Source organism: Deinococcus sp. YIM 134068 (genome assembly GCF_036543075.1).
GTDB lineage: Bacteria > Deinococcota > Deinococci > Deinococcales > Deinococcaceae > Deinococcus > Deinococcus lichenicola.
The window spans coordinates 180,973-197,715 of sequence record NZ_JAZHPF010000001.1; the positions used below are offsets into that span (position 1 = coordinate 180,973).

The 16,743-nt window shown below is 67.8% G+C and carries 24 protein-coding genes; 11 read left to right on the forward strand and 13 right to left on the reverse strand.

Translation table 11 applies throughout. The annotated features are described in order from the left end of the window. Positions 1–32 precede the first annotated feature (32 nt). The 3 genes from V3W47_RS00965 to V3W47_RS00975 form a co-directional block, all read right to left on the reverse strand. Entirely contained in the window at positions 33–860 is an 828-nt protein-coding gene (locus tag V3W47_RS00965) for a serine hydrolase (RefSeq protein ID WP_331823276.1), read from the reverse strand. Next, entirely contained in the window at positions 857–1,108 is a 252-nt protein-coding gene (locus V3W47_RS00970) for a hypothetical protein (protein WP_331823277.1), read from the reverse strand. Before V3W47_RS00970 ends, V3W47_RS00965 begins: the two co-directional genes overlap by 4 nt. Positions 1,109–1,281: 173 nt before the next feature. Continuing rightward, positions 1,282–1,926, reverse strand: a complete 645-nt coding sequence (locus V3W47_RS00975) for a response regulator transcription factor (RefSeq protein WP_331823278.1) — start codon at positions 1,924–1,926, stop codon at positions 1,282–1,284. A 120-nt stretch (positions 1,927–2,046) separates the two neighbouring features. Between V3W47_RS00975 and V3W47_RS00980 the strand changes: the two genes are divergently transcribed. The 3 genes from V3W47_RS00980 to V3W47_RS00990 all read left to right on the forward strand — a co-directional run bounded on the left by V3W47_RS00980 (position 2,047) and on the right by V3W47_RS00990 (position 4,650). Further along, the gene (locus tag V3W47_RS00980; protein WP_331823279.1) at positions 2,047–2,535 is read left to right on the forward strand and encodes a hypothetical protein; all 489 of its coding nucleotides are present in this window, start codon (positions 2,047–2,049) and stop codon (positions 2,533–2,535) included. A gap of 141 nt (positions 2,536–2,676) precedes the next feature. Next, positions 2,677–4,158: a DUF512 domain-containing protein gene (locus tag V3W47_RS00985; RefSeq protein ID WP_331823280.1), complete on the forward strand. Its 1,482-nt coding sequence runs from the start codon at positions 2,677–2,679 to the stop codon at positions 4,156–4,158. 27 nt (positions 4,159–4,185) lie between these two features. Continuing rightward, a complete protein-coding gene (locus tag V3W47_RS00990) occupies positions 4,186–4,650 on the forward strand; it encodes a DinB family protein (RefSeq protein WP_331823281.1) in 465 nt (154 codons plus the stop codon). 112 nt (positions 4,651–4,762) lie between these two features. On the opposite strand, the gene V3W47_RS00995 is transcribed toward V3W47_RS00990, so the two are convergent. Together V3W47_RS00995 and V3W47_RS01000 are read right to left on the reverse strand one after the other, a co-directional pair. Beyond that, a complete protein-coding gene (locus V3W47_RS00995; protein ID WP_331823282.1) occupies positions 4,763–5,974 on the reverse strand; it encodes a vWA domain-containing protein in 1,212 nt (403 codons plus the stop codon). 83 nt (positions 5,975–6,057) lie between these two features. Then, positions 6,058–6,537 carry a hypothetical protein gene (locus tag V3W47_RS01000; protein WP_331823283.1) on the reverse strand — a complete coding sequence of 160 codons (480 nt, stop codon included), beginning with the start codon at positions 6,535–6,537 and terminating at the stop codon, positions 6,058–6,060. Positions 6,538–6,593: 56 nt separating this feature from the next. Between V3W47_RS01000 and V3W47_RS01005 the strand changes: the two genes are divergently transcribed. Beyond that, positions 6,594–7,499, forward strand: coding sequence for a DMT family transporter (locus V3W47_RS01005; protein ID WP_331823284.1), 906 nt, complete (start codon positions 6,594–6,596; stop codon positions 7,497–7,499). A 70-nt stretch (positions 7,500–7,569) separates the two neighbouring features. On the opposite strand, the gene rocF is transcribed toward V3W47_RS01005, so the two are convergent. Next, positions 7,570–8,469, reverse strand: a complete 900-nt coding sequence (gene rocF / locus V3W47_RS01010; RefSeq protein ID WP_331823285.1) for an arginase — start codon at positions 8,467–8,469, stop codon at positions 7,570–7,572. An 89-nt stretch (positions 8,470–8,558) separates the two neighbouring features. Continuing rightward, the gene (locus tag V3W47_RS01015) at positions 8,559–9,107 is read right to left on the reverse strand and encodes a GNAT family N-acetyltransferase (protein WP_331823286.1); all 549 of its coding nucleotides are present in this window, start codon (positions 9,105–9,107) and stop codon (positions 8,559–8,561) included. A gap of 111 nt (positions 9,108–9,218) precedes the next feature. Here V3W47_RS01015 and V3W47_RS01020 point away from each other — a divergent pair, with 111 nt between their 5' ends. Together V3W47_RS01020 and V3W47_RS01025 are read left to right on the forward strand one after the other, a co-directional pair. Continuing rightward, positions 9,219–9,932: a metallophosphoesterase family protein gene (locus V3W47_RS01020; RefSeq protein WP_331823287.1), complete on the forward strand. Its 714-nt coding sequence runs from the start codon at positions 9,219–9,221 to the stop codon at positions 9,930–9,932. Positions 9,933–10,190: 258 nt separating this feature from the next. Further along, the gene (locus V3W47_RS01025; RefSeq protein WP_331823288.1) at positions 10,191–10,625 is read left to right on the forward strand and encodes a dUTP diphosphatase; all 435 of its coding nucleotides are present in this window, start codon (positions 10,191–10,193) and stop codon (positions 10,623–10,625) included. A gap of 48 nt (positions 10,626–10,673) precedes the next feature. On the opposite strand, the gene V3W47_RS01030 is transcribed toward V3W47_RS01025, so the two are convergent. Then, on the reverse strand, positions 10,674–11,219 hold the full coding sequence (locus tag V3W47_RS01030; protein WP_331823289.1) for a single-stranded DNA-binding protein: 546 nt from the start codon (positions 11,217–11,219) through the stop codon (positions 10,674–10,676). Between the two features lie 74 nt (positions 11,220–11,293). On the opposite strand from V3W47_RS01030, the gene V3W47_RS01035 reads away from it, so the two are divergent. Then, the gene (locus V3W47_RS01035) at positions 11,294–12,352 is read left to right on the forward strand and encodes a DUF4357 domain-containing protein (protein WP_331823290.1); all 1,059 of its coding nucleotides are present in this window, start codon (positions 11,294–11,296) and stop codon (positions 12,350–12,352) included. On the opposite strand, the gene paaI is transcribed toward V3W47_RS01035, so the two are convergent. Continuing rightward, a complete protein-coding gene (gene paaI, locus V3W47_RS01040) occupies positions 12,349–12,714 on the reverse strand; it encodes a hydroxyphenylacetyl-CoA thioesterase PaaI (protein WP_331823291.1) in 366 nt (121 codons plus the stop codon). The two genes, V3W47_RS01035 and paaI, sit on opposite strands and share 4 nt — an antisense overlap. Before the next feature lie 95 nt (positions 12,715–12,809). Between paaI and V3W47_RS01045 the strand changes: the two genes are divergently transcribed. After that, entirely contained in the window at positions 12,810–13,328 is a 519-nt protein-coding gene (locus V3W47_RS01045) for an RNA 2'-phosphotransferase (RefSeq protein WP_331823292.1), read from the forward strand. 7 nt (positions 13,329–13,335) lie between these two features. Here V3W47_RS01045 and V3W47_RS01050 read toward each other — a convergent pair whose 3' ends face one another. Together V3W47_RS01050 and V3W47_RS01055 are read right to left on the reverse strand one after the other, a co-directional pair. Next, positions 13,336–13,752 (reverse strand): type II toxin-antitoxin system VapC family toxin, encoded by a 417-nt coding sequence (locus V3W47_RS01050; RefSeq protein WP_331823293.1) that lies wholly within the window; start codon positions 13,750–13,752, stop codon positions 13,336–13,338. Beyond that, positions 13,749–14,033: a hypothetical protein gene (locus V3W47_RS01055; protein WP_331823294.1), complete on the reverse strand. Its 285-nt coding sequence runs from the start codon at positions 14,031–14,033 to the stop codon at positions 13,749–13,751. Before V3W47_RS01055 ends, V3W47_RS01050 begins: the two co-directional genes overlap by 4 nt. A 69-nt stretch (positions 14,034–14,102) precedes the next feature. On the opposite strand from V3W47_RS01055, the gene V3W47_RS01060 reads away from it, so the two are divergent. Further along, on the forward strand, positions 14,103–14,855 hold the full coding sequence (locus V3W47_RS01060) for an SIR2 family NAD-dependent protein deacylase (protein WP_331823295.1): 753 nt from the start codon (positions 14,103–14,105) through the stop codon (positions 14,853–14,855). Here V3W47_RS01060 and V3W47_RS01065 read toward each other — a convergent pair. Next, positions 14,843–15,106, reverse strand: a complete 264-nt coding sequence (locus tag V3W47_RS01065; RefSeq protein WP_331823296.1) for a hypothetical protein — start codon at positions 15,104–15,106, stop codon at positions 14,843–14,845. The genes V3W47_RS01060 and V3W47_RS01065 overlap by 13 nt on opposite strands. 52 nt (positions 15,107–15,158) lie before the next feature. Between V3W47_RS01065 and V3W47_RS01070 the strand changes: the two genes are divergently transcribed. Both V3W47_RS01070 and V3W47_RS01075 read left to right on the forward strand, forming a co-directional pair. Further along, complete coding sequence (locus V3W47_RS01070) at positions 15,159–15,434, forward strand: DUF3248 domain-containing protein (protein WP_331823297.1); 276 nt, start codon at positions 15,159–15,161, stop codon at positions 15,432–15,434. 43 nt (positions 15,435–15,477) lie between these two features. After that, the gene (locus V3W47_RS01075; protein WP_331823573.1) at positions 15,478–15,945 is read left to right on the forward strand and encodes a DUF3809 domain-containing protein; all 468 of its coding nucleotides are present in this window, start codon (positions 15,478–15,480) and stop codon (positions 15,943–15,945) included. Positions 15,946–16,198: 253 nt separating this feature from the next. On the opposite strand, the gene V3W47_RS01080 is transcribed toward V3W47_RS01075, so the two are convergent. After that, entirely contained in the window at positions 16,199–16,723 is a 525-nt protein-coding gene (locus V3W47_RS01080) for a CAP domain-containing protein (protein ID WP_331823298.1), read from the reverse strand. Positions 16,724–16,743 lie beyond the last annotated feature (20 nt).

The window sequence follows — 16,743 nt, forward strand, 5'->3', positions numbered from 1 at the left end:
AAATGTCCCCGTCCGGCCCCCGCAACAGGCTCCTAGAATACGCCGCCGAGCGACGCCAGCAGCGGCCAGAGTGTGCCCGAGAGTACCGCCACGTCCCGGTTGTCCGGGTGCTCGCGGGGGTCTTGCCCCCCCTCCGAGAGCAGGGCCACCACGAGGGGGCGCGGGGTGAACAGCATGCCGACATCGTGGTGGACCCCGGCGAGTTCGCCGCTCTTGCTCGCCACCCGGTAGAGGGGGTCGCCGCCCGCGCCGCGCGGGATGTGGCGGGCCAGGATGTCCCGGAACTGCTGGCGCGACAGGATGGAGAGGGCGAGGTCGGTATGGGCGGCGTCCAGCACCTCCCCGCGCGCGAGGCGGCCCAGGAGCGTCACGTGCTCGCGGGCCGTCGTGCGGTTGCGCTCGCCCCGGCGCTGAGCCTCGTTCCGCTTCTCCGGCGGCAGTTGCAGCTTGCCGACGAGGCGGGTGTGCGTCAGCCCCTGACCGTCCAGCCACCCGTTCACCCCCTCCACGCCCAGCCGCCCGATGACGAGGTTCGTCGCGGTGTTGTCGCTCACGATAACCATGAGGGTGAGCACGTCCTCCCAGGTGGGCTGGAGGCCCGCGCCGAGTTCGTGGAGGACGCCGGAACCGGGCACTCTGTCCTCCGCCGTCACGGTCACGCGTTCCCGCAGGTCGAGGCGGCCCGATTGCGCCTCCTGAAGGGCCTGCAAGAGCAGGGGCACCTTGATCGTGCTCGCGGCGGGAAATACCCGGTCAGCGTTCTGCGCGTACAGCTCCCGGCCCGCGAGGTCCGTCACGAGCAGGCCCACCTCGCCCACGTAGCCGCGTGAGCGGAGTTCCGTCTCCAGGTCGAACGTCACTCCGGCCAGTCCAGACCCGCCAGCGCCGCGAAGGGGTGCGCCGTCCCCACCGGGCGCAGCGTGCAGAAGGGCAAGGTTCCCTCCGGCTCCACCCGGTGCGGGCACAGCGGGCATTCGGGAAACGCCTGCTCGGTGTACGCGAGGTCCGGCTCGGTGGACGCGACGACCCACTCGCGCTCGCAGCCCGCCCGGAAGGTGACGGGGGCGGCGGGGCGGGGAGTGGGCTTGATGGACTTCGGCTTGGGCATGGGTCAGGGGAGGTTAGGACGAGGAAGAAAGGCTCGAAGCGTTCAGAGTCTCGACCTCGACACCGATGCCCCCGCTGGTTGCTGGTTGCTGGTTGCTGGTTGCTGGTTGCTGGTTGCTGGTTGCTGGTTGCTGGCCGCTGGTCGCTGGCGGCTGGAAGCTGGCCGCCCCTCCCCTACTCCAGATTCGCAATCCCCTCCCGGATCGCATACAGCGCCGCCTGCGTCCGGTTGTTGAGTTGCAGCTTGGTGAAAATCTCGCTGAGGCGATTGCGGACCGTTTTCTCGGAGATGTCGAGCCGCAGGGCGATGTCCTGATTGGAAAAGCCCTGGGCAAGCAGCTTGAGGATCATCGTCTCGCGCTCGTTGAGGTCGGCGTGCTTCTCGCTGGGCAACTCCTCGCGCTTGTCGCGGAAGTCGTCGAGGACGTTCTGGGCCATGTCGGCGTCGAGCAGGACCTCTCCCCCCGCCACCCGGCGGATCACGTCGATGAGGGTGGCGGCGTCGGCGTCCTTGAGGACGTACCCGCGCGCCCCCGCCTTCACCGCCTCGAACACGTAACGGTCCTGGCGGTACATCGTGATCATGATGACCTTCGACTTCGGGTCTATCTCCAGGATGCTCTGGGTGGCCTTCACGCCGTCGAGTTCGGGCATCTGGATGTCCATCAGGATCACGTCGGGGTGGGTGTCGGCGGCGTAGCGGATGGCCTCGCGCCCGTTGGCGGCCTCGCCGATGACGCGCATCCCCTCGGATTCGAGCAGGCTCCGCAGGCCCTGGCGAAACAGGGCGTGGTCATCGACGAGCAGAACCCGGATCATGCTCCCAGTCTAGACCTCCTGCCGGGGAAGACGGGATGACCCCCCACCATCGCCCCTCTTCGGGGGGAGTGCCGGGATTTTTACGAGTCTTGTAAGGACCCTGCCGCTAGACTGCCCCGCGTGATCACCTGGTTCGACGCCCTCCTCGTGACCCTGTGGGCCATTCTGACGGCGCTGGGCGCGCGGCGCGGGCTGGCGGGGCTGGCATGGGGGCTGGGCGGCGTCGCCGCGTGTTTCCTCGCCAACGTGCTCGCGGCGGGCGCGGCCCTCGCGGCGCTCCTCGCGCTGGGGCTGGGTGTGGCGGTGGCGGTGGGAACCCGGCGGCTCGTGCCGGGCGGCCTGACCTACCCGTGGCACTCGCTCGCCGGGGCCGTCGGCGGCCTCGCCCTCGGGGGCGTCCTCGTGGCGACGCTGGCGCTGGGCTTCCCCATCGAGACGCGGGTGGGGCCGCAGGGGAGGGCGGGCGTGTACCCCTCCACCCACCTCTCCCCCGCCCTGTACAAGGCGGTGTCGGACTCCACCCTCCAGCAGGCCCTCCGGCAGGTGTGGACCTCGGGGGCGGCCCTCCGCACCCTGCTCATGCCCGATCAGGTGCGCGGCGAACCGTAAGCCCAGACGGGCGGGAAGGACGACGAATCTTCCCGCCCATGATCCACCCACCGGGACACCCATCCTGGTCAATGGCCCGCCCGTCTGTTAAGCTCTCGTGTTCGACGGGGCCGCGCGTGTGTCCCGAAAGGGGTGAGCGACATGACGGCAGCCGAGGCGATCCAACCGCAGGAACAGGTCTTCCCCGCTCCCATCAAGACGGTGGAGCCGGGCAGCCCCGCCGAGCGGGCGGGCGTGCGCCCCGGCGACCTGCTGTTGCGCGTGAACGGCGAGGCCGTGACCGACGTGCTCGCCTACCGCCACCGCCTCTCGCAGGGGCGGGCGAGGCTGGAGATCAGCCGCCCGGTCTCGCGCCCCTCGGTGCTGTCGGGCGTGCTGGGCACCGCGCAGGACCACCACACCCTCGCCTACGACGCAGCGGCACCGACGTTCACCTTCGAGGTGGAGTGGGAGGACCCCGGACTGGAGTTCGAGGAGGTCCTGTTCGACGGCATCAAGAAGTGCGCGAACAAGTGCGACTTCTGCTACGTCCACCAGATGCCGCGCGGCTTCCGCAAGAGCCTGTACATCATGGACGACGACTACCGCCTGTCGTTCCTGTACGGCTCCTTCGTCACGCTGACGAACCTGACCGAGGGCGACATCAACCGCATCCTCGACGAGAACCTGTCGCCGCTGTACGTCTCCGTCCATACCGCCAATCAGGAGTTGCGGCAGGACCTGATGAAGTGGTGGCGGCTCAAGGTCAAGGACCCGCAGGCCGTCCAGATCAGGAGCATGATCGAGCGGCTGGAGAGTATCGACCTCTATACCCAGATCGTCCTCGTGCCGGAGCGCAACGACCGCGAGCATCTGGACGAGACGGTGGAGTATCTGAGCAGCCGTCCCAACGTCATCAGCGCGGCGGTCGTGCCCATCGGCCTGACCTCGCACCGGACCAACCTCCCCGACGTGCGGACCTTCACGCGCGAGGAGGCGCAGGACACGCTACGGCGGTTGAACATCTGGCGGCGGCAGTTTTTGGAGGAGCGCGGCACCCGCTTCGTCTTCCCGTCGGATGAGCTGTACCTCCTCGCGGGCGAGCCGCTCCCCACCGAGGAGGAGTACGAGGGCTTCCCGATGCTCGAAAACGGCGTCGGCATGATCCGCGACTTCCTGACCGAGGGGCTGCCGGAGGGCCTGCCGACCGCGCTTCCCGCCCCTCGCCGCGTCATCCTGGGGACGGGTGCCCTCTTCGCCGAGTCACTGGACCGGGCCGTGGACCCCCTGCGGCAGATTGATGGGCTGGAGATCGAGGTCCGCGCCGTCGAGAACAAGACCTTCGGCAAGGTGACGACGGTGGCGGGGCTGCTCACGGGCCGCTGCTTCCGCCACGCGGTGAGGCCGGGGGAGGCCGACCTGCTCATCGTCCCACCCACGACTCTGCGCTACGGCACCGAACTGATGCTCGACGACACCAGCCTCACGGAGCTGCGCGCCGATCTGCGGATGGACGTGCGGGCGGGCGGCGCGACGCTGGGCGAACTCGCCCGCGTGATCTTCGAGAACGTGGCGTCCAGCGGCCACCAGTGGGGCATGAGTGCCCACGCGGTGAAGGACGGCGGGACGCGCGGGCAGGCCTGAGCACCTCGCCTGCCCTATCCTCTACCCATGCCGATGAATCCCGCCGAACTGCACGCCCGCACCTTTGAAATGCACCGCGAAGCCCTGATCGACCTGTACGGCCAGCTTCCCGAGGAACACGGCAACTTCCGCGCCTGGGAGGGCGGCATGAGCCTGATCGGTCAGGCCGACCACCTCGCGGGCAGCAGCACGATGCTGCTCGGCATGATCGCCGGACAGGCTCCCGAGCGGCCCGCCCCCGGCACCGGAAGCGCCAGCGTGGCCGAGGTGCGCGAGCGCCTGCGCCAGACCACCGACCACGTGGCCGCCGCCCTCCGCGCCCTGAGTCCCGAGGACTTGAGTCGCCGCGTCCCCGCTTTCGGAGGCCGGGAGATGCCCGTGGCCGCCCTGATCGACTCCCTGATCGGCCACGAGGCCCACCATAAGGGTCAGGTCTGGGTGATGGCGCGGATGGTGGGGGTCAAGCCGCCGATGTTTGTGAAGATGGGGTAGAAAGCTTTCAGCCGTCAGCTCTCAGCCATCAGCAAAAGGCCAGAGGCGGAACGCTCATGTACAGGCGTCCCGCCCCTTCTTTTGCTGACCGCTGACGGCTGAAAGCTGACCGCTAATTCACCAGCTTCGTCTTGTTCGTCACAAAATCCATCAGCACGTACTGGCCGATGTTCTGCGGCGTCGTGAAGTACGCCTTGCCCTTCGTCATTTCACTGACGCGGCGGACGAAGCCCACCAACTCCGGGTCGCGGGCGAGCATGAAGGTGTTGACCTGGATGCCGCTTCTCCGGCAGTTGGCGACCTCGCGCAGGGTCGCGCCGAGGACGTAGGGATCGAGGCCGTAGGCGTTCTTGTAGATGCGTCCGTCGGGCAGCGTGAGGGCCGAGGGCTTGCCGTCGGTGATCATCACGATCTGCTTCATGTCCTTGTTCTCGCGCTTCAGGAGCTGCTGCGCCAGCCGCAGGCCGCCCGCCGTGTTCGTGTGGTACGGGCCGATCTGTGCCTGCGCGAGCTTGGCGACGGGCACCTCCTCGGCGGAGTCGTGGAAGAGGACGAACTTCACCGTATCGCCGGGGTACTGGGTGCGGATCAGGTGCGCCAGGGCCAGCGCCACCTGCTTGGCGGGTGTGAAGCGGTCCTCGCCGTACAGGATCATGGAGTGCGAGCAGTCGAGCAGCACGATGGTCGCCGCCGACGAGTTGTACTCCGCCTGCCGAATCACGAGGTCGGACTCCTCCAGATTCTCGAAGCCCTTGCCCATCACGTTACCGAGGGTGGCGGTCGTGTCGAGGTTGAGCGTATCGCCGAACTCGTAGTTCTTCAGCTCGCCCGTCATCTCCACACCCGAGGCGTACTCGCGGGTGTCGTGGGCACCGGCGCTGCTTCGCCCCAGCCCACCCATCAGGTCGCGCAGGCTCTTGTAGCCGAGGAAGTCGATGCTCTTGTCGGTGAGCTGGAAGCGCGACTCGCCGCTCTGGCCCTGGCCGCCCTGCCCGTCCTCGTCGTCGAACTCCTTGCGGATGAAGCCGTCCTGCTGGAGCTTGTCCATCAGGCGCTCGATCTGCTGGCCGAGGCGGGTCTCGCGCACGTCCTCCGACTGCATCGCCTCCATCAGCAGGTCCTCGGGGATCATGTTGCGGTCGGCCAGCGCCTCCAGAATCGCGTCGAACAGGTCGTCCATGCTGGGGCGCGCGTTCGGGTCGGGGTCGTAGGGGTCGTTCATCCCCTGCCCGAGCAGCGCCTCCTGAATCATCTGCATCAGCTCACTGGAGTCGAGCTGATCGAGTTCGCCCTCGAATTTGCTGTACCGCGTGATGCGCGCCATAGGGAAAGCCTCCGTGGAAGACAGCATGGCGCGTTCAGGCGGGAATGTTTGTGACGGCTACGGCCTGGAGCGGGTCGTGCGTCTCAGTTGGGCAGCTCTGAAGGCTTTTCAGAATCGGCCAGACGCTCCAAGTACCCCAACGGGTCCTGAACAAACCGCGCCGCCCGCGAAACCAGAAGTTCGGCCACCACCGCGTCCCACTCGGCCTCGAACACCCGCTCCTCGCTGGAGACGAAGACTGCTCCCGCTGCCGCCGTCGCCTCCACGATAGCCCGGAGCAAATCAACGTCCGGATTTCTTAGGTCGAGGCGAATGTTGAGGCCCACTACCCGCCCGTCCTCATAGAACACCCTGATGTCGTTTCGTTCAGGATCGCCATAACGCAAGGTCAGGTCATCCCCTGCGCCGTAGGTCTCATGTAAGGGCAGCAATCCGCAAAGGCGAGACAGCAGCGATTCGGGGACAAGCTGCTCCTCCCACCCGAACTTGGACCACGACTCTTCAGGAGAGACACCGGGGGCGGGACGTGGAATTGGTGTGAAGGTGAACTGCCAGAGGGCCATCCGCCCTATCAGACCACGAGGCCAAACCCCACAGCTCACCCCCTACAATTCCCCGCGTGTCTCCTCACCTGCGCGGCATCCTGCTCCTCGTTCTGGTGACGACGCTGTGGGGCAGCACGTTCGCGGTCGTGAAGGAACTCGGCGAATTGTTGCCGCCCTCCGTCCTCATCGCGTGGCGCTTCCTGATCGCCACCGCCGCGCTGCTGCCCGCCCTCGCGCTCGCCCGCCGCATCTCTCCCCCAACGACGGCGACCCACTCCCCCCTCTGGCGTGACGGCCTGATCCTCGGCGCGTGGCTGATCGCCGGGTATGGCACCCAGACGATTGCGCTGCAAACGACGGGCGCGAACCGGGCGGCCTTCTTCACGGCGCTGAGCGTGGTGCTCGTGCCCGTGTGGCTCACGGTGGCGCAGCGTCGGCCCCTGCCGCTCGTGCTGTGGTTGGCGCTGCCGCTGGCGGTGGCCGGATTGGCCCTGCTCTCCTGGGAGGGCGGCGCGCTCGTCGTCGGGGACGCCTGGGCGCTCGCCTGCGCCGTCACCTACGCGGGCTTCATCATCGCGCTGGAGCGGACGGCCAACCGGCATGAGGCATTGCGCTTCACCCTCGCGCAACTGCTCGCCGTGACTGTCATCGCGTGGGGCTGGGCGCTCCTGTCCGCACCGGGGGCACTGTGGCCGCCCGCCGGGGCGTGGGGACCACTCCTGTATCTGGGAATTGCCGCCACGTCCCTCACCACCCTCCTCCAGACCGTCGGGCAACGCCGGGTCAGCGCCGCCGAGGCCAGCCTGATCTACGCGCTGGAGCCTGTCGCCGCCGCCGCCTTCAGCTTCGTCCTGATCGGGGAGCGGGTGGGTCTGCGCGGCGCATTGGGTGGTCTACTGGTCGTCGGCGCGACGGTCCTCAGTCAGCGGACGGAGGGACAGGCCCACCCGGAGACGCCCCACCCACAGGCGGAGGATTGAGGCCCACACGGGCAGTAGGGCGGTGAAAACCGGAACCTCCCAGTCCTCCTCATCACTCATCCCTCATCACTCACAAAATCCGCTGCCCCAGCAGGCTCGCCGCCATGCCAACCATCACCTCCGCCGTCTGGTTGCGCGTGTCGAGCACGGGGTTGACCTCCACGATGTCGAGGCTGGTGACGCGGCCCGACTCGGAGAGGAGTTCCATCAGGAGGTGGCCCTCGCGGTAGGTCAGGCCGCCGGGGACGGGCGTGCCCACGCCGGGGGCGACGGCGGGATCGAGGGCGTCGGCGTCGAAGGAGACGTGGAGGCGCGACACGCGTGAGAGCCGCTCCAGCGTCTCCTCGGTAATGCGGGTGATGCCGAGCTGGTCCACGTCCTTCATCGTGTAGGCGCGGATGCCCGCCTCGCGCAGCAGCTCGCGCTCACGGGCGTCCACGCTTCGGATGCCGATCATCACCACGTCCTCGGGGCGCAGGGTCCAGCCGCCGCCCAGCCCGGCCAGCCGCTCGTCGCCCAGCCCGACGAGGTGCGCGAGGGGCATGCCGTGGATGTTGCCCGTGGGGCTGGACTGCGGCGTGTTGTAGTCGGTGTGGGCGTCCACCCAGATCACGCCCGTGCGCTCGCCCGTTCCGCCTCCCCGCAGCGCGTTCCCCGTGACCGTGCCCATGCTGATGGAGTGGTCGCCGCCCAGCGTGATCGGGAACACGTCGTCCGGCAGGGCCGCCACACGCTCGGCGGTCGCGCGGCAGGCGTCGAGGATGGGTTCGAGGAAGACCAGCCCCGCCGAGGCGTGCTTGTCCAGCGTCTCCGGCAGCGCCACCCGCACGTCGCCGAGGTCGGTGACGGTGTGCCCCAGCCCGCGCAGCGCCGTGGCGAGGTGGGCGTTGCGAAGGGCCGACGCGCCCATGTCCACCCCGCGCCGCCCGGCACCGAGGTCCATCGGGATACCCAGAATGGAGACGTTCATGGGGTCAGGGTAGAGCGGGGAGAGGCATATGCCTCACGGCTGCAACAATATTCCCGGATTCCGGGTGGACGTGGGCGGGCGGTGCATATTCATAACGTCCCGCCGCCGTGCGTCCACACTGTCAGCGGGCCGTCCTCCACGCTCCAACTCTCACCCGTGCGCGTGAAGCCGAGCTTTTCGAGCACGTGCTCGCTCGCGCGGTTACCCCGTGCCGTGTGGGCGGTGACGCGGCGCACATCCGGGCGGGTGAGCAGGTGGGCGAGGAAGGCTTGCCCCGCCTCCGTCGCGTAGCCCCGCCCCCGCGCTTCCGGGATCAGCCCGTACCCGATCTCCACCCTGCCCGACCCGTCCGGCTCGCCCTTCGTGCCCATCGTCCCCACGGCGGTCAGGGTCGCGCGCTCCACGAGGAAGCGGGAGTCTGGAAGTTCGTCCACCCTCCCCACCTGAAGGTCGGCGAGGAACATCGGGAAGACGGGCAGGAGGTCGCCGGGCCAGTCGGGCGGGAACGCGACCAGCAGCGATTGTCCGTCCAGCTCGACCGGAGCCTCGAAAGTCCCGGCCCGCAACCGCGCCTCCACCACCGCGCGGGTGAGGGGCAGGAGCCACAGGCGGGGCGTGGTGAGGGCGGCGCTCGGCATACCGGGGAGGGTACACCCCCCGCCGGGGAGAGTCATGTTAGATGCGGTCACGGTGGGCGGCGGCGAAGGCGGTAGGATTGTCCCTCACCGTTCCATGACGTTCCTGTGCCCATGACCGGACCCGCTGCCCCCCCTGCCCCCCCTGCCTCCTCAACCCCCACGCGGCTGCTGCTCGTCGCCGACCATACGCATCCCTTCATCTACCGCGAGGGCTTTCCGCAGGGCCTCCCCGACGTGGACCTCGTGCTCGCGGCGGGGGACCTGCCGGGGTACTTCCTGGAGTTCCTGGCGAGCAAGCTGCCTGTCCCCATCGTGTATGTCCACGGCAACCACGCCAACGAGTATGTGACGGAGGACGAGAAACGCGTCCCGCCGCGCGGCGTCATCCCCGCCCACGGGCGCGTGGTGACGGCGGCGGGGCTGCGGATCGCGGGTTGGGGCGGAGCACCGCGCTACCGCAAGGACGGCGAGGGGCAGTACACGCCCTGGCAGGCGCGGGTGGGGCTGACGCGGGTGGGCTGGTGGGCGCGGGGCGGGGTGGACGTGCTGCTCACCCACGCGCCCCCCACCGGGCCGCACGAGGGCAGCGACTACGCGCACCGGGGCTGTCCCGAACTTGCACATTTCATCACCCGCCACCGTCCCCGCCTCGTCGTCCACGGCCACATCCACGAATACGAGGGGAAGAAGGAGGAGTACACCGACCCGGCGAGCGGTGCCCGCGTGGTGAATGCCTACGGCTACCGGATGCTGGAGCTGCCCGCGCGCTCGGCCAGTCCCCAGACGGGCGAAACGCCCCGAGAATTGTCTCAAGGTCGGCCTTAACTTCCGCCCATCTAGACATTCCGCCCGCCGGGCATACTCTCCCTCGGCAAGACACCCTCACCGCCGTGCGGGACGCGGGGCATGAGGAGCCGGAGGGAGACGCCCACCTCCCATCAAACGGGCGTGCGAGCGGGGTCAGAGCAGGCCACGGGTGGGTTCGAGTCCCATCACCCGCACCGAAAAAACAGGACGAGTGGGCCGCAGAGGGTGGCTCGCTCGTCCTCTCTTTTGGGGGACGGTGCCGTTACCATCCTCCCCATGACGCCCCCCACGAACGCCGCCCGCCTGCGTGAGTTCCACCGCGCCCTCGGCCTCACCCCGCCGGAGCGGCCCACCGTCCCCGACTTGGACCTGCTCGCGCTGCGCCGCACCCTCATCCGCGAGGAGACGGCGGAGGTGGAGGGGGAGTTTGGCCTGCTGGAAGCCCGGCTGCGCGGGGGCGAGGCCGTCCCACCCGCCGACCTCGCGCCGCTCGCGCACGAACTCGCCGACCTGCTGTACGTGACCTACGGGGCGCTCGACGCCCTCGGCGTGGACACCGACGCCATCTTCGCCGAACTGCACCGCGCGAACCTGGCGAAGACGCATGGCCCCCGAAGGAAAGACGGCAAGCTGCTCAAACCCGAGGGCTGGCAACCTGCCGACGTGCGGGGGGTGATTGAACGGCAGGAAGTGGGAAGTGGTCAGGAGTAAGTGGGACGCAGACGTTTCCACTCACCACTGACGACTGACCACTCACCCTCAGAACGGCGTCTCTTCCTCCTCCACCCGGCTCACGGTCGCCGTGCGCGCGGGGGCGGGCTGGGGGCGGGTCGGGGCCGGGCGGGCAGTGGCCGGGGTGGGGGCGCGGTTGCCGCCGGGGACGGCGTAGCGCTCCTGCCTGCGCCCACCCCGGAAGATCGCCAGCGTCACGTATTCGAACTCGCCGTCGGCCTTCTCGCGCACATGCTCTGGGTCGGTGTTCTTCGCGCCACGGGAGTACTTCACGGCGGCGGGGAGCTTGATCTTGCGGCTGTCCACGGCCTCCAGCTCGCGGCGGCGGTAGGCGTACCCCTTGTGGATGATCATCTCCTCGCCCTCGGGGTTCTGCCACTTGCGGGCACCGATCAGGGACCAGTCGAAGTCCGGCTCGTTCTCCAGCGGGAACTGGTAGCCCCCGGTGGGCACGTCGCCGCTCGTCCAGCCGAGGCGTCCGTACTGGCGTTGCACGTCCAGCAGCTTGCCCTCGCTCTCCACGTCCACGGTCACGCGTGCCCCCAGGTCGGTGATGAATTCAATATGCAGCATCTCGCCTCCTTACGTAAATAACATAACATATTTTGGTGGGGAAGGAGGCGTGCCGCTGCTAGACTTCAAGCCTGATGCCCAGCACGCAGGAGCGCGTTCAGGAGGTCGTCGGTGAAATCCAGACCTGGCTTGCCACCCACCCTCCTAAACTAAGTGAGGCTATCGTCCGACAAGCCATCGTGCTGCGGCTGCTCCAGGCGGCGGGATTCGACATCTGGAATCCTACCGAGGTGGTACCGGAGGAGACGAACACGACTGGCAATCGCTCGGACTTCTTGATCCGTGCAGGGAAGGGCACGTTCGCTCTTGAGGTCAAGGGAATGAATGTCAAGCTTAGACCTCAACATTACGAAAAAGTTATCACGTACGCTGCCAATGAGGGAACGCGTTGGGCTATATTAACCAACTGGCACTTTTGGATCGTTTTGGATGAGCACCTGCCCGGCCCGTACCACAAGCGCGAGGTACTTAAACTTGATTCAGGCAAAGAAGAAACTACCTTAGCCGCAGATTTGTCCATTATCATAGATGCAGAGAGCTGGCGGAAGGACTCTTTCTCAAACGCCATCGCCGAAATAGAACGTCGCCGCGAGATGCGTCTTGTTCGTCAGATCGTAAAAGATATTCAACTTAAGTATAAAATCCCTATTTTTGAGCTTGCTATACAGAACGCGGTTGACGCCAACAAAATTACTCATGAGCAAGCGATCTTGATTGGCAATCCTGAGAAGCAGACGAACACAGCCAAAATATCTCAGCCGCAAAAGCTATATACAAGTTCTAATACTACAGCTTCTGAAGATGTGAATCTTCACTACTTTGTGGGTGACGCAAAAGCTCGTGTCGTCTACAACCCAACAAAGGGGACTTGGACAATTGGTGCCGACAGTACGGCCCTACAAGCAACTAAGCCATATGCGGAAGCAACTCAACGTCGCCGAGAAAAGATGCTAGAAAGCGGGGAGATCGAAGAAATCAGCGATACACTTCTACGTTACGTCAAGGACGTAGAGTATACCTCGCCGAGTAGCGCAGCCAATGATATTTCTGGTGCTTCCCAGAATGGCTGGATGGCCTGGAGAGATTCAGAAGGCCGTCCTGCCCACCATTACCGGCCCTCCAAGACCAACTAATGGTCTCGCTCCCGCCGCGCCACCGTCCCCAGGAACAGCGCCAGCACCTCGCCCGCCTCGCCGCGCCGGACCTCCACCCGGTAGGTGGCGAGGGTGCGGCCCACCCGCTCGGGGGTGGCGACCGCGACGAGTTCATCACCCACGCGGGCGGGGCGGAAGAAGCTGAGGTGCGTCTCCACGGCGACCGCCTGTACCTCCAGATTGCTGATGAGGGCGAACGCCTCGTCCGCGAGGCTGAAGAGCAGACCGCCGTGCGCGGTGCCGTGCATGTTCAGGCCGCCGGGGGTGACGGTCAGGGCGACACGGGTTTTTTCGGCGGTCTCCTCCAGCACGCGCATTCCCAGCGTTCGGGCGAGGCTCATAGGGGAAGCGTACCCGGTGGACGCCGCCGCACAGGCCACCCCCGCTAGGCCAGCGCGCGGATGCGGGACGTGTGGCAGCGGTACACCCTATACCCATGACCGACGAGCAACTTTCCCGCCGCCTCTCCTACCTGCTGCGGCACGCGCCGGGCGATCTGGGCGTCACGCTGGAACCCGGAGGCTGGGTGCCGGTACAGACGATTCTGCGCCACCTCCGCGTCTCGCGGGAGCAGGTGGAGCGGGTCGTCGCCACGAACGACAAGCGGCGCTTCTCGCTGGACGGCGAGCGCATTCGCGCCAACCAGGGCCACAGCGTCCCGGTGGACCTCGGCCTCGTGCCCGCCGTGCCGCCGCCCGTGCTGTACCACGGCACGCACCCGGAGGCGCTGCCCGCCATCCGCCGCGAGGGGCTGCGCCGCCTCTCCCGCCACCACGTCCACCTCTCGCCCGACGTGGAGACGGCCCGCCGGGTGGGGGCGCGGCGTGGAAAGCCCGTCATCCTGACTGTCCGGGCCGGGGATATGCACGCTGCCGGGCACGTCTTCGCGCGCTCCGAGAACGGCGTGTGGCTGGTGGACGCGGTGCCGCCGGAGTTTCTGGGTTGGCCGAGTTGAGCGTGTCTCAGGCAGGTGTGAACACCCGCAGGCCGGGAAAGCGAGCGAAACCCGCGTCCGCCGTCACCAGCGTCAGCCGATGCTCCAACGCTAGCGCAGCAAGATATGCGTCGTTGAGGTCGTTACCGCACAGCCCCAGGCTCAACACGAGTTGCCGCCAACGGTCCAGTCCCGCCTTGCCGAGTTCGAGGTGACGGTAGGTGAGCTGGGCGTGGAGGTCGGCCAAGAACTTGAATACGTCCTCGGCGGGAGTGTTGTAGACGCGCGTGGAGATACGGGCCAGCGCCACCTCACTAAGACTGCTGGAGTAGAGGGTCTCCGCATCGGTGAGCGCCTGGCGTAGCCAGCCGAGGAAAGCCGGGTGACGCGGTTTGGTCGTCTGAAAAGCGTAGAGCAGGGCGTTTGCGTCAAGGAGGTAACTCATTGATCGTTGTCCGGTATGACGGCGGGAGACGGGCCGAGCTTGGCAAGTTGCTCGCTGTCGTCGTTGATCAGCGCCTTGAATGCTTCCGGTGTGAAGTTGAACCCCTCTGGACCGGTATATGTATGGAGCTTGACGAGAGGTTGAGCTGGCCGTGAGCGCGGCTGCTCAAGCTGCATCCGCAACCCTTCCTCCACAAGTTGCGTCAGCATGATGCCCCGCCGGGCCGCCTCCATCCTGGCGCGGCGGTGGAGATCGTCGTCCAGCCGGAGAGTCGTCCTCATGGTCATAGTTTGAAGGACAGGAGGCCGCCTCGTTTTGTCCCGGTGGTAGACCACGCTACCCTCTCCCCCATGAATCTCGCCGATGCCCGCGCCGCCCTCCGCTCCGCCCGCCGCATAGCCGTGCTGACGGGCGCGGGCGTGAGCGCCGAGAGCGGCATCCCCACCTTCCGCGACGCACAGACGGGCCACTGGGCACGCTTCCGCCCGGAGGACCTCGCCAGCCCCGGCGCGTATCGCCGTGACCCGGAGACGGTGTGGCAGTGGTACGCGGGCCGCTACGCCGACGTGACGCGCGCCACGCCCAACGCCGCTCACCACCTCCTCGCCGGGCTGGAGCGGGAGAAGGGGAGCGGTTTCTTCCTGGCAACGCAGAACGTGGACGGCCTGCACGCGCGGGCGAGAAGCGGCAGCCACGGCGGGCGGCTGGTGGAGTTACACGGCAACCTCTCCACGGCCCGTTGCGAGACGTGCGGCACGGTGGCTCCCCTCCCCGACCCGGAGACCTTCACGCCGCCGCCCACCTGCCCCGTCTGCGCCTCCCCCATGCGCCCCAACATCGTGTGGTTCGGGGAATATCTGCCGGAGGACGCGCTGGAGGCCGCCTCGCACGCCTTCCGGGGGGCGGAGGTCGCCCTGATCGTCGGCACGAGCGGCGTGGTGTACCCGGCGGCGGGGCTGGCGCTGGAGGCGATGGGGGCGGGCGGCGTGGTCATCGAGGTCAACCCGGAGGCGACCGAACTCACGCCGTACCTCAGCCACAGCGTCCGCGACACCGCCTCACGCGGGCTGGCGGCGCTGCTGGAACCCGATCAGCCGAGGTAGGGCGGCGCCTCCCCGAACCCGTCGAGCACGTCGGGCGCGAGCGTCCAGTCGTCGCCCTCCTTCCGCGCCTGCCCCTCCCGTACCATGCGGTTCAGCTCAGCCTCCACTCTCTGCCCGACGCGGCGCAGGGGCATCTCGGCGGTGCCCTCTACCCCGCGCCACATCAGGAACGCGCGGTGGAAGGCGGGGAGGTTGTCGAGGCCGACGCGGGTTTCGAGGTCACGCCAGGAGAGGGGGGCGGGTGAGGTCATACCCCCCGTTGTACCGCGTTTGTGGTACAGAAACCGCACGTACAATGCCCCCATGACCGACCCGACCCGACCTGACCCCCCCGGTTCGGACGAAGCCCAGCCCCAGGCCGAGGGAGCCGCTCAGCTTGCCCGGCACCTGGAATCTCTGGGGGCACAGCTCGTGTGGCGCGTCGGCAAGGACGAACTCAGCGACGACGTGGTGGTGCGGCTGGGCTTTGCGTCGGCCACACCCCGCTTCGCGCATCTGCCCCGGCTGCGGAGCGTGGCCGACACCGAGTTGCAGGCCGCCGTGCAGGAAAACCGTGTGGTGATCGAGTGGGTGGACTGAGCATGGGTGGACCGACGCGGCCCCGCCACATCCCAGGGTGCCCGTGCTGATCGAGGCCGAGCAGCGCTTCACCCTCACCCACCCACGGGGGCGGGAGGCGGCCCTCGCCTTCGTGCGCGACGCGGGCCTGTCCCTCGCGCGGGTGCGCTTCCTGCGCGGCCTGGCGGGCAACGCCGAGTACGTCTCCGGTGAACTCGTCGTACCTGTGCCCGTCCTCGGGGAGGTGGACCTGCCCTTTCGCAGCCTCCTCAGCGTCACGCCCGACGGGGCGGCCCTCACGCCGCAGCCGCTGACGGGTGAGCGGGCGTGGGTGGAGGTCGGCGGGCGGGCGAACGTGGACGACCTCGGGGCGGTCGCCTTCCACTTCCACTTCCGCGCCCACCTCCAAACCCCGCAGGCGGAGGGCTGGGGCGGGGCCGCCTTCGAGAAGATGGTCCGCGCCGCCGCCGCCCGCACGCTGGAGAGGGTGGCGGGGGAGTTGCCACAGGGAATCCAGACGGCGATGGAGTGAGGGCGAGCTGTATCGTCACGGGGAGCAGACGTGACCACACAACGTCTTCAAGAGTCACGACCGGCGGGTTCGGGCTGCCCCCTCGCTTCTCAGCGGGGAACAGGGGGAAGGCGAACATCCGGGCCTGGTGTAAGGAGGCCCGAATGTTCGCCTCTCCGGGTACACCCGATGCGAAATCCCCTACCAGGCACTGGGAGCGTCCTCCTCATCCAACGAATCGGCTCCGGGAAGACGAAGGCGTCCACCCCTCCCCTCAGCGCGTCCCGAAGACCTGCACCCAGTACGTCACACCGACGCTGCCGGGACGGTTCACGTACCCGACGCCGAGTTCCCTGAATTTCGGATTCATGATGGTCCGGCAGTGGCTCTCGCTCGCCAGCCACGCGGCCATCACGTCCGCGCCCGCGTGCCCGGTGGCGAGGTTCTCGCCCAACTCACGCCAGTTCGTGTACCCGGCGGCCTCGGCGCGGGCCTGCATGTCCTCGCCCTCGGGACTCAGGTGCTCGAAGTACCCCCGCGTAGCCATGTCGTCGGCGTGGGCGCGGGCGGCGGCGGCGAGGAAGCCGTTCCAGGTGACGGGCGTGGTGGCGGCGAAGCTCACGTCCCCGCACCTGCGGGACTGAGCGCGGGCCTCGTTGACCTGCTGAAGGATCAGGGCCTCCTCGGCACTCATGGTCTGGTCCCCGGCGTCGGTCGGCTGAGGCGCTTCGGTTGTCGTGCCCCCGCAGGCCGTGAGGGTCAGGGAGGCGAGGAGCAGCAGGGCGAGGGAAGTACGCATGGGGGTCCTTTTCGCCTCGC

Coding starts and splice junctions, on each gene's coding strand:
- V3W47_RS00970 (WP_331823277.1), bottom strand. CDS start 1,108: ATGCCCAAGCCGAAGTCCATCAAGCCCACTCCCCGCCCCGCCGCCCCC.
- V3W47_RS00975 (WP_331823278.1), bottom strand. CDS start 1,926: ATGATCCGGGTTCTGCTCGTCGATGACCACGCCCTGTTTCGCCAGGGC.
- V3W47_RS00985 (WP_331823280.1), top strand. CDS start 2,677: ATGACGGCAGCCGAGGCGATCCAACCGCAGGAACAGGTCTTCCCCGCT.
- V3W47_RS00990 (WP_331823281.1), top strand. CDS start 4,186: ATGCCGATGAATCCCGCCGAACTGCACGCCCGCACCTTTGAAATGCAC.
- V3W47_RS00995 (WP_331823282.1), bottom strand. CDS start 5,974: ATGGCGCGCATCACGCGGTACAGCAAATTCGAGGGCGAACTCGATCAG.
- V3W47_RS01000 (WP_331823283.1), bottom strand. CDS start 6,537: ATGGCCCTCTGGCAGTTCACCTTCACACCAATTCCACGTCCCGCCCCC.
- rocF (WP_331823285.1), bottom strand. CDS start 8,469: ATGAACGTCTCCATTCTGGGTATCCCGATGGACCTCGGTGCCGGGCGG.
- V3W47_RS01015 (WP_331823286.1), bottom strand. CDS start 9,107: ATGCCGAGCGCCGCCCTCACCACGCCCCGCCTGTGGCTCCTGCCCCTC.
- V3W47_RS01020 (WP_331823287.1), top strand. CDS start 9,219: ATGACCGGACCCGCTGCCCCCCCTGCCCCCCCTGCCTCCTCAACCCCC.
- V3W47_RS01025 (WP_331823288.1), top strand. CDS start 10,191: ATGACGCCCCCCACGAACGCCGCCCGCCTGCGTGAGTTCCACCGCGCC.
- V3W47_RS01030 (WP_331823289.1), bottom strand. CDS start 11,219: ATGCTGCATATTGAATTCATCACCGACCTGGGGGCACGCGTGACCGTG.
- V3W47_RS01035 (WP_331823290.1), top strand. CDS start 11,294: ATGCCCAGCACGCAGGAGCGCGTTCAGGAGGTCGTCGGTGAAATCCAG.
- paaI (WP_331823291.1), bottom strand. CDS start 12,714: ATGAGCCTCGCCCGAACGCTGGGAATGCGCGTGCTGGAGGAGACCGCC.
- V3W47_RS01045 (WP_331823292.1), top strand. CDS start 12,810: ATGACCGACGAGCAACTTTCCCGCCGCCTCTCCTACCTGCTGCGGCAC.
- V3W47_RS01050 (WP_331823293.1), bottom strand. CDS start 13,752: ATGAGTTACCTCCTTGACGCAAACGCCCTGCTCTACGCTTTTCAGACG.
- V3W47_RS01055 (WP_331823294.1), bottom strand. CDS start 14,033: ATGAGGACGACTCTCCGGCTGGACGACGATCTCCACCGCCGCGCCAGG.
- V3W47_RS01060 (WP_331823295.1), top strand. CDS start 14,103: ATGAATCTCGCCGATGCCCGCGCCGCCCTCCGCTCCGCCCGCCGCATA.
- V3W47_RS01065 (WP_331823296.1), bottom strand. CDS start 15,106: ATGACCTCACCCGCCCCCCTCTCCTGGCGTGACCTCGAAACCCGCGTC.
- V3W47_RS01070 (WP_331823297.1), top strand. CDS start 15,159: ATGACCGACCCGACCCGACCTGACCCCCCCGGTTCGGACGAAGCCCAG.
- V3W47_RS01080 (WP_331823298.1), bottom strand. CDS start 16,723: ATGCGTACTTCCCTCGCCCTGCTGCTCCTCGCCTCCCTGACCCTCACG.